Raw genomic sequence first — 10,358 nt, 5'->3', positions numbered from 1 at the left:
AGATTTGGGGAAGGGGTTTGGAACGAACCTCTTTAGACGTGGAGTCGCCTAGCTCTACTGATTGCTCCAAGCATGAAGCAGCCATCGACGAAGAAACGTCAGAAACGACGACTTCAACGAAGTAAGTCGTCGTAGTTCATTATGTCCGACTTTCCAGGGTAGTAGCGGTAGTTATGAGTACCAGACGACACATTTCAAGAAAAGCTTCCTTGAACTCCATTTTTACTCCTCCTACCCATCCGTTGAAAACCCGTGGATTCGGTAACAACATCCAAGCCAGAAGTGCAGAGTTACCTCAAACCAATCTGTTGCAGACACGTCCGTTTGGTTCGCCGGCTGGGGTACAGCAACAGCAGCAGGATACCGGCTCTCTTGCCGAACAACTAGAGAAAGCCTCTCGTTTTGGCTATCACGGACTCGACATCCCAGTCAAGGCGTCAGGAACATCACCTCCACCCCTACCAGGTTCTCCAGTTTTCAACCGTTTGCAGATGCTCAAAGAAGAAAGCGTGCAGCGTTCCTTAACATCAGAGGTGGATTCATTGAGAAGCCAAGGCGGTCAAATTAACCCCCAAGACTTGCAAAATTTACTGAGTAAACTGCCTCAAATTGGTCAGAGTCGGGACGAGTTAGCTACGTTTGCGGCTAGTCGTGTTGGCAAAAATCCGAATCAAGTTAACCTGAAAAACATTAAAGAACTCAAACAGGAAGGGGCGACGGGTGTTTCAGGTGCGCCTGTCTTTTTTCTGTTCGATGACCAAGGTCAGTCTATCGCCACAGTCAAGCTTTTTCCCAATCTTGATGAATTTGCCCGGGAATTATCCGCTTTGAAACGGTTTGAGCAGGAAGGGTTTGAAGTGATTAAATCTCCCCAGAATTTGGGTGTAGCACAGGCGGGAGAATTGGGCGTTTTGGTGAGTTCGGTTGCGCCCGGAGCGGCAATTGATGATTACTTGCAACGTCTAGGAACTGCTACTGGAGAGAATCGCAGCACAGAGATGGAACGGACAACGCAAGCGGTAAAGGGTAATGCACGGGCATTGAGTGAACTGCATTCGGTGCGTGGGGGACAAGTTCCTGAAAGGTTTTTGGAGCGACATATTAATGCGGTAAAGGATATTGAAGGGAAGCTTGCGACAATCGTTCGTGAGGGCAATTTGTTAAATTTAGATGAATCCTGGCTTCACGAAAAAATTGATCAAGTCGTTAATGATGCGATCGCGAATCCTGGACAAGCGTCTTTAGTTCACGGTGACGCGCATCCGGGGAATTTCTTTTGGGATCAGCCAAGTGAGCAACTGACGGCGATTGATACACCCACAATGCACTATTCAATGGGGGAGGGGGGAGAACCGATTGGTGCGCCAGCACGAGACTATGGCAATTTTTATCAGAAGTTAGCTCATTTTGGGGTTAATTATGGAGTATCTTTAGCGGAAGTTGAGCAGTTACAGCAGGCTTTTGCTGATGAATACCAGGGGGAAATGCCAGAAGCGGCGGTGAAATTTTTCCGGGTTCGTGCTGGGTTGGGTGAGTTAATGAAAGCGATCGCGACGGATGATCAACGAGTTATCTATAACAATCTGCAACTTATCGTAAAACTACTTGAGGACTAATGGATATCGCTTTTTCAGTACCTTTACCGTTTCGTAAGGTCAAAAGTTTAGTAGCCAGTAATAATCGGGTTTTGGTATCCGATTCTAATCAGATGGTGGCGATTACGGCTGAGGGGCAAATGGTTTGGCATCTAAAATTTGAACGTCCCATCGGTAAAATGGTGGTTGCGCCTTCTGGGGACATTGTTGGTATCTGTGATGGGGGAAAGCAGTTAACGGTGCGATCGCCTGATACAGGAGAGCTAAAATTGTCGATTCCCGTCAATAGCTGTGTGTATGCTATCCCGGCGGTCACAAAAAGCCACTTAATCTGCCACGGTTGGGATAATCAGTTAAATGTATTTTCTCAAACCGGTGAGCTTTGTTGGTCGGCTCCAACGGATAAAAATGCGATCTGGATGCAACCTGTTGTTGTTGAGGATTGGGTGTTTACCAGTAGTCAGGGTGTGATAGCTTATGCCCTTGATGATGGATCTAAGCTGGGGTTATGGAGTGAGTTATCCCCTGCAGAGGAAATTTTAACCATAAGGAGGGCTGACGCGAAAAGAATTGTGGTTGGCTACGGTATTAATCAGCTATTTCTTCTTAACAAAGATCATCGTACTGTTTGCCCGTGGATTCTGCCTTCTGGATACCGTATTTTTATGGACTCGTTGATGGTTTCTGAGTCTTTAGATCGTGAACTCACGCTAATTGCTACAGCCGCAGTGGAGGGAAAAAAAGCGGTTGTTTCAGTAAGGGAGTCAGGGAAGGTATTATGGCAATACCCGATATCAAAAATTCCGGTGGCAATTTCTGTGGGAACCGAAGGACAAGTTTACATCGCCCAAAGTCCAACGCTGGATGAGTGGGATAAGTACAAAGACTTTTGTGAGTTTTCTTGCTTTGTGTTGGGGCTTTCAGCGACGGGTGAGGAGTTATGGAAGTGGGAAGCACCGGCGCCGATTACGTCTGGGTTGGCGGTGGCTGATAATGGGGTTTACGGGGTTTGTGATGGGAATCTGGTGTGTATTTCGTCAGTTGAAGAGTACCCTGGTTAATTGTGCGATCGCGCTTAGAGTTAGAGTACGCTGACAATGGTTCCAGGGATAGGGGAGCAGGGGAAGCCATGTAGAGACGTGCCATGGCGCGTCTGGAAGCCATGTAGAGACGTGCCATGGCGCGTCTGGAAGCCATGTAGAGACGTGCCATGGCGCGTCTGATACCCAATTTAAATGCATAACAGCTTATGGATCTTATCGTGTGCGATCGCGTCCTACTCAGCCTCTCTCTTGGGGATTATTTAGACGGATTGAGGGGCAATTTTTGCAGCATACCACATAAGAGACTCGACTGTTCACTGGTTAAAACAATCGTACCATCGGGTAGTATGGCTCCGCCTAAATCAGCACCACTCAAATCGGCACCACTCAAATCAGCACCACTTAAATCCGCGCCTCTCAAGTTTGCCCCTCGCAGGTTAGCACACCGTAAATTTGCCCAAAGCAAATCCGCTCGGCGTAAATTCGCCCCACATAAGTTGGCTCTAGTGAAGTTTGCCCGTGTCAACGTGGCTTTTTCTAAGACAATCCCCTCCAAGTTTGCCTGACTCAAGTCAATTCTTTGGAGATCTACGCCGTTTAACTCCAGGTTACTGAGGTTAAATCCCCGATAATCCCGTTCTCCCGCCCCATACTCCTCTAGCAGGCGATCAGGTGCCATTCTTATTCGTTCTAGTTTCTTAAACAACTCTTGCTTTCTAGCTGACGCTGATGATTGGTTTGGGTTAAGGATATTTCGATCAGAGGATTGCATAGCCGTTTTTACCTGATAAATTCAATATAGTTAATCTTCAGGTATTTGGCTGAAGGATTAATTGAGACAAGCCCTAATGTCCGGTGAATTTAATCTGATGAAGAGGTAACTCAACCCACCATCCGGCGTGACTCTAATGAGTTATTCTTTGTGATCTACGTCTCTATTCTTGAACTAAACGCTATTATAACAAACGTCCGCAGCCTCTAAAGGAGAGAGGAGAATGTTTATGACTTAGGGAACAGGGAAGGGTTCTGTCAATAGCTATTAACCCCTTACAAAGGACAAAGGACAAAGGACAAAGGACATAAGACATAAGACGATCAGCAAAAGCGCTGATAAACCGTCACTAATCCATTAGCATCTCCAACATTACCGGGAAATAGTACCACAGGCAAATCGGGAAACTGAGGATGATCCCCTGGAGTTCGCACGACAGAACACCCCGGAATAATTTGACCCAGTAACCGGGCTGATTGTAAGTCTAATCCTGTACTTAAGACATCATTGGAGGTAATCCCGCCCTTACTAATTAAAAATCCAATATCTTTAGGTAACTCTCGGACAATATCCATTAATAAGGCTGAAACTGCTGCGCCAAAGTTTAACCGAGTTTGCACGTCTTTAAAGACCAATTCCTCACGACTGGTATAAATGACGGCTGTTTTATTCGAGTTGTAAATCTCGTCAACGGTGGCGACAACTTTGGCTAACAGTGAATCCCGTTGGGATGCTGACTCTTCAAGTAAATGACTAACATCCACCTCAACGCCGACAATATCAGAGAGTTTCAGGAGTTGTTCAAGCTGTTGGGTGGTCTTTTTAACATGAGAACCCACCAACACGACTCCCGATTTCCCTCCTCTGACATACTGTGCCATATTCTCTGGCGGGACGGGTTGAGCGCCCAGACTCGCCAGAGAGGTTAAAATACTGGCAGCCGAGCGAAATAGGAACCGTTTCCCTTGAGCAGCGGCGCTGAGGACATCAGCCGCAAATTGGTCTAAATCGGCTTGAGTTTCCCCATCAACCACACCACATTGATTCCCACTCAAACTCAGGAGGCGTTCTAAACTTCCTGAACGAATATCGGAGAGGACAAATCGCTCAACGTTTTCGGCTTTAATCCTTCCGTTGGTTTTTTCTTCCACGTAATCAGGTAAATAGCTGTGGCGATAACCAAATACCGAATCACGGGCAAATTCAGTTTCATGGACGGGTGTAGGGACACCATCCACCATTAGATAATGAACACTATCGCGGGTGACTCGTCCGCCTTCAAAAAAAGCAGGGACTAAGAAATGAGCATCGAATGGTCCCACTTCTTGGGCAATCACATCGGTTTCTACAGGATAATGTCCGCGTAGGGTGGAATCAGAGCGACTGACGACGAGAAAATCGTCGATTCCTTCAGTTTCTATGGCAATTTTCAGATTATGGCAAACTTCACAGGTGACTTTGGCAGCTTCCTCTGGTGTTAACGCCCGTGTATTCGTCAGGACAAAGAAAATCGGCGAAGCATCGGCTAGTCCTAACCGTAGTGTTTGCACATCCCAGCGCGTCAGCAGCAAGCAACTGTGAACGGTTTGGGAACCGGTGGGGTCATCATCCAAAACGATAATTTTGGGTTTGCTAATCATTACTTGATGTCCTGCGATCGGCAAGGTTGACACTCCCCGCCCTATAAGTGCAAGGATTCTTTGTTCAACGACTCAACTTGCCTTGACAGGATTTCTCCAATCAAAGTAGAGGTCGAATCTCCCAAAGCGTTCGGATGTAAAATCCAAGTTCCGACGTGACCCGCCGTACTTAAGGCTAACTTCAGAATATTGATAGCAGCATTCCAGTCGCGGTCTAAAACACATCCACATCGACAAACATGAGTTCTAGTGGACAGAGACTTCTTGACTGTTGCGCCACAATCAGAACATTGTTGGGAAGTATAGGCAGGATTAACTGCGATGGTTATTTTACCAAATTTAACCCCAAAATATTCCAGCCATTTTCTGAACTGATACCAACCTGCATCATTAATCGATTTGGCTAAACAGTGATTCTTGACCAAATTTTTAATCCTCAAATCTTCATAGGCAACCAAATCGTTAGATTGGATTACGCAACGTGCCACTCTCTTGGCATGTTCTTCACGCCGCCTACTTATATTGAGGTGAAATCGCCCTAATCGATTAATGGCTTTCCTTCTGTTGGCAGAGCCAATCTCAGTGCGCGAAACTCGTCTTTGAAGGAATCTTAGACGCTTCTCGCCTTCCCGGTAAAATCGGGGATTGGGTTCTTGATAACCATTGCTATCGGTATAGAACTCTTTTAGTCCTACATCCAAACCAATAGCTTTCCCTGTCGGCTGACTCTCTACTTTGTTCTCGGCATTGACCAAGAATTGAACGTAATAGCCATCAGCGCGACGGACTAACCGCACCCGCTTTATCTGAGCGAGTTGATAGAAGTTTAAGTCCCACGTTCCTTTGAGCTTGAGCTTGCCAATTCCTTTTTTATCCGTGAAGGTTATTTGTTTTCGAGTCTCAGAAAGTTTCCATCCGCTAGTTTTGTATTCAACTGAACGGCAGTTTTTCTTAAACCGTGGATAGCCTTTTTTGCCAGGAATCGGCTTTTTGCAATTACTATAAAATCGAGCAATTGATGAATAAGCCCTTTCTACAGCCGTTTGACAAGCATGAGAATTCAAGTCCTTGACCAAGGAAAAATCCGCCCTAAGCGACGTGTTATAACGATACAGATCCTTTTGTCCTACGTTTTGGTTATCCATCCAGTAACGGATACATTTATTGCGGACAAATTGAGCGGTTTGAATCGCTTCATCAATCGCTGAGTATTGAGTTGTCTGTCCTTTAGCCTTGAACTCGAAGACTAGCATCTAACGTGGAACAACTCGACATCAACATGGTAACACAAAAAAAGTCGTCCTGGAAGGACGAGGCTTGAGACCCAAATTTTCGGTCAATTTATCCCTGCAATTCAGGGTAACATCAGGGTGACAACAATAGTAGGGGCTTGGTGCCCAAGCCCCCTATTTATAGCGCTACGCGAAGCGGGAATAGGCAATAGGCTTTCTTGCAATAGTGAAGACAAAAACTTACCTGACAAGGGATTGAGCGATTTGATTTTTTCTTGATATGTCCTAACCTTAGTGCGTAGTGCTATACCAAGTCCCTACGGTTCTTTTCCCATCAGCCAATAGGTTGTCATTTCCCCTCTACCTTTAACCGCGATCGCACCTCGTTCCTGAAACTGGAATTTGTCGCGTAATCGCTGGTATGTCGTCTCTGTGACTTGTATTTTTCCCGGTTCTCCCGACGATTCCATGCGGGAGGCGACATTCACCGCATCTCCCCACAAGTCATAGATAAACTTTCTAATCCCAATCACTCCCGCCACCACCGATCCGGTATTAATTCCAATGCGAATTTGCAACGACTCACTGTGTTCGGCTTGAAACTGAGTAATCGCCTGCTGCATATCCAACGCCATCTGCGCGATCGCTTCTGCATGATCTCCCCTCGGCTGTGGTAATCCCCCAACCACCATATACGCATCACCAATGGTTTTAATTTTCTCCAAACCATGGCGTTCTGCCAACTGGTCAAATTTGGAAAACATTTTATTGAGTAAATTCACTAATTCAATCGGTTTTAACCGCGCCGATAGCGGCGTAAACCCGACAATATCCGCAAACAGAATCGTCACATCATCAAAATTCTCCGCAATCGCCGATTGGTCTTGTTTCAGCCGTTCCGCAATCAGTTCGGGCAAAATATTCAATAATAATTGTTCCGACTTTTCTTGTTCTAAACGCAATGCCACCTCTGCCTGTTTGCGATCGGTAATATCACGCGCCACCCAAATCAACGAATCATCGGAAAGCGGTGACAAGTTAGCCGCAAACCAAACATCCTCTCCTGCCAGATTGATGCAATACTCGATATTCACCGTAGCTTGAGTTAACAAAGCCTCTCGAATACTATTGAGAATAAAATCTACCTGACTGGAATCGAAATATTCCAACAGCGTTGTTCCCAATATGTTCCCCGGAGATTTACACCATTTTCCTTTATTAGTAGGTGCTACCTTCAGACAACGACCCGACGCATCCACCACCAGAACCATATCTGTCATCGCGGCAAAGAGTGCCTTCATTTCCGCCTCTGCTTTCTTCTGCTGCATGACTGGACCCAACTGTGCCGATACGACAGACACTAACTCAATCCAATTTTCATCATTTTGGTGCTCTTCTGCCATGAAAAATAGCAACACCGCTAAAACTGGCGCCGAGGTTTGTGGTGTTGCTGGGGCAACAATGGGGACAGCAAAGGCTGATTTCAACCCACAGTCGGTTGCCAATTTGAGTCGTAAGAAAACATCATCAGTTTCGGTGGCAATATCACTAATCCATTCCGGCTCACCGTGACACCAAACCCGTCCCGGTATTTCTTCTTCGGGTAAAAATGTCAGGGCTTCACTATACTCTCGGAATTGTTCCAGGGCGGTGGCGACATCGGGATCAAGTTCGGTCTGTTTGTAATACCAACGATGGCTACATTCTAATGCCATGCCATCCGTCGCCGGAATCCAGACTTCGCCATAAATCCAGCCCGTAGTTTGACATACTTGATGCAGGGCAATTTCTAAGGCGGCTTGAAAATCAGGGGCGGCATTAATCGCTTGGCTAATCGTTAGCAGTAACTCAACTCGTTGTTCAGCCTGTTTGCGTTCTGTGATATCATTAATTACCGCCAGTATGCATTCTTCTTCCCCAATTGTAATCAATTCTGCGGATAACAATCCCGTTCTCACTTGACCCGATTTGGTATAAAAATGAAACTCTTTATCTCGAATAGCGCCTGTCTTTATTAATAGGCTACGGATTCGGGTTCGTTCTTGGGATTCAACCCAAAAATTTAGTTCAATGGATGTATGAGCAATCACATCTTCTAGGTTATATCCGGTAATCTTGAGAAAGCTTTCATTGACCTCAATAAAGGTTCCCTCAGCCAGAGTGGTAATCGTAATTGGGTTCGGGGATGAGCGAAAAGCCAGAGCAAATTTTTCTTCAGACAGGCGTAAGGCGGCGGTGCGTTGCTCAACTCGTGACTCTAACTCGGCTTGATTTTTTTCTATGGCGGTAAAGAAGGAGTATAATTGTTGACTCATTTGATTAAAGGATTGAGCTAAAATTTCGAGTTCATGCACCCGAACCGGAATTTTGCTATTGACTTTTACCTGTTGGTCAAATTTTCCCTGGGCAATTTTTGCCGCCGCTAGGCTTAACTGGGTAATCGGCTGGGTAATCCGTCTGGCGGTGAAGATTCCTAACCCAGTTGCCACAACAAACGCCGCGAAGCATAAGCTAATTGTGGTGCGGGTATGGTCATGGATTTGTGCCATGAAATCCGCTTCCGGTATCGCCACCACAATCAGCCAATCTAAGCCGTGATTATCCTGGAAAGGGGTGACTTGTAAATAATAGCGATCGCGGTTTAGGTTAAAGGATAGCTGTTGGCTCTGGTTAATCGGGTTTAAGGTATCAACGTTTTGGTTTAAATACTGCGCGGTTAATTGAATTAAGGGATCACGGCTATGGGTGGCAAATAGGCGCTGGGTTTTATCCCCATCGCGAATAAATCGCTGTTCTGATGTGGAACTAGCAACCAGTAACCCGGAGCGTTCAATAATAAATGCTTGTCCCGTTTGACCAATTCTTAAGGTTCTTAAGGTGTTGAGAAATTTACTAATCTCCGATAGTAAAATATCGGTACCAACCACGCCTAATAATTTATTCTTGTCGTCGTATACCGGTTCAGCTAGGGTAATCCCTAACCGAGAATGGCTAAACATGACATAAATAGGACTCCAAACCGTTTTACCTTTAAAAACAGCCTCTTGATACCAGGGGCGGATACGAGGGTCATAATTAGTGCGACTATCTAGCAGTTGCTTACGATTTCCTTGGCTGTCGGTTGTGTAGGTATGAAAGTTATGGTTAGTTGATTTATCGGCAACTTTCAACACTAAGCGGCTATCCTGGGTATAGCCTGCCCCAATATACTCTCCTTGCTCGCTGCCGAACTGAATGGTATTAATAGAGTCGGTAATCTGTACGAGTTGCCACAGATAGCGCTCACTGGGCTGATCCTGAGGGAGTACCTGACGCCGACGCACGGCATTGACGAGAACATGGTTGACCAGATGAGGTGTTTCCAGGTAACTATCGACATGTTGTACGATGCGATCGCTAACCTCCGTCTGTAACTGTGTCACCAGATTGTCAACCGCCTGCTGTCCATTGCGAAAGGAGAGATATCCAGTCAACCCTACCGCCGCAAAGATCTGGAGCAGAAAGGGAACCACCAGAACCACGCGCAATGGCATCTTTTGACTGCATTTAGCGCCTTTGACAAGCTGACGGGTAAAGGTTGGCAGTAACATGGGGCAAGGCTCACCTACATGGATAACACGCTTATTGACTCGTCGATTTGATTAATCAGGTTTTCTGGCGTTGCATCATCAAAGCGAAAAGCTACTTCCTTTTTTACCAAAAACTTAAGTATCCCTAAAGTGGATAAATCTCTGTCTTCCTAGACAAATGCCAAGTCGGGACTCCTGGATTGATTTTTCCTAAGGAATCCCATAGTATAGCAACCGCCATGGCTATTAGGACACATCATTTATGTAGAGACTAGGCATGCTTAGTCTCTACAATGGTGCCGAACGTCCTAATCGATGTGTCTATTGCTATATCTCTAATGGGTTGCGATGAAAATAATTCTTCCTTTGACTTCTCCCCCGGTTAAAACGCGGGGGATTCTAAGAGGATACTACGGGACGGGCTTCAGCCGCGTCATGAAAGTTTTGTCTTCTTAGAGTTCCAGAGAAAAACTCTGGATGGCGCAGTCAAAAACGCCCTACAGACCT

The 10,358-nt window shown here is 45.9% G+C and carries 7 protein-coding genes; 2 read left to right on the top strand and 5 right to left on the bottom strand.

Annotation, left to right across the window (positions count from 1 at the left end; translation table 11 throughout):
• Positions 1 to 209: 209 nt before the first annotated feature.
• Positions 210 to 1,616 (top strand): phosphotransferase, encoded by a 1,407-nt coding sequence (locus RIG27_RS03430; protein WP_446342456.1) that lies wholly within the window; start codon positions 210 to 212, stop codon positions 1,614 to 1,616.
• On the top strand, positions 1,616 to 2,656 hold the full coding sequence (locus tag RIG27_RS03425; protein ID WP_446342454.1) for an outer membrane protein assembly factor BamB family protein: 1,041 nt from the start codon (positions 1,616 to 1,618) through the stop codon (positions 2,654 to 2,656). The genes RIG27_RS03430 and RIG27_RS03425 overlap by 1 nt, the downstream gene beginning before the upstream one ends.
• On the opposite strand, the gene RIG27_RS03420 is transcribed toward RIG27_RS03425, so the two are convergent.
• The 5 genes from RIG27_RS03420 to RIG27_RS03400 all read right to left on the bottom strand — a co-directional run bounded on the left by RIG27_RS03420 (position 2,633) and on the right by RIG27_RS03400 (position 9,872).
• Positions 2,633 to 2,836, bottom strand: coding sequence for a hypothetical protein (locus RIG27_RS03420; protein WP_446342452.1), 204 nt, complete (start codon positions 2,834 to 2,836; stop codon positions 2,633 to 2,635). The two genes, RIG27_RS03425 and RIG27_RS03420, sit on opposite strands and share 24 nt — an antisense overlap.
• A 58-nt stretch (positions 2,837 to 2,894) precedes the next feature.
• Positions 2,895 to 3,410, bottom strand: coding sequence for a pentapeptide repeat-containing protein (locus RIG27_RS03415; RefSeq protein WP_446342450.1), 516 nt, complete (start codon positions 3,408 to 3,410; stop codon positions 2,895 to 2,897).
• A gap of 323 nt (positions 3,411 to 3,733) precedes the next feature.
• Positions 3,734 to 5,050 (bottom strand): four-carbon acid sugar kinase family protein, encoded by a 1,317-nt coding sequence (locus RIG27_RS03410; protein WP_446342448.1) that lies wholly within the window; start codon positions 5,048 to 5,050, stop codon positions 3,734 to 3,736.
• A gap of 41 nt (positions 5,051 to 5,091) precedes the next feature.
• On the bottom strand, positions 5,092 to 6,303 hold the full coding sequence (locus tag RIG27_RS03405) for an RNA-guided endonuclease InsQ/TnpB family protein (protein WP_446342446.1): 1,212 nt from the start codon (positions 6,301 to 6,303) through the stop codon (positions 5,092 to 5,094).
• A 296-nt stretch (positions 6,304 to 6,599) separates the two neighbouring features.
• A complete protein-coding gene (locus RIG27_RS03400) occupies positions 6,600 to 9,872 on the bottom strand; it encodes an adenylate/guanylate cyclase domain-containing protein (RefSeq protein WP_446342444.1) in 3,273 nt (1,090 codons plus the stop codon).
• Positions 9,873 to 10,358 lie beyond the last annotated feature (486 nt).

This window comes from Coleofasciculus sp. F4-SAH-05 (assembly GCF_040222985.1).
Taxonomy (GTDB): Bacteria; Cyanobacteriota; Cyanobacteriia; order Cyanobacteriales; family Coleofasciculaceae; genus Coleofasciculus; species Coleofasciculus chthonoplastes.
This window is presented reverse-complemented; position numbering and strand designations above follow the sequence as displayed.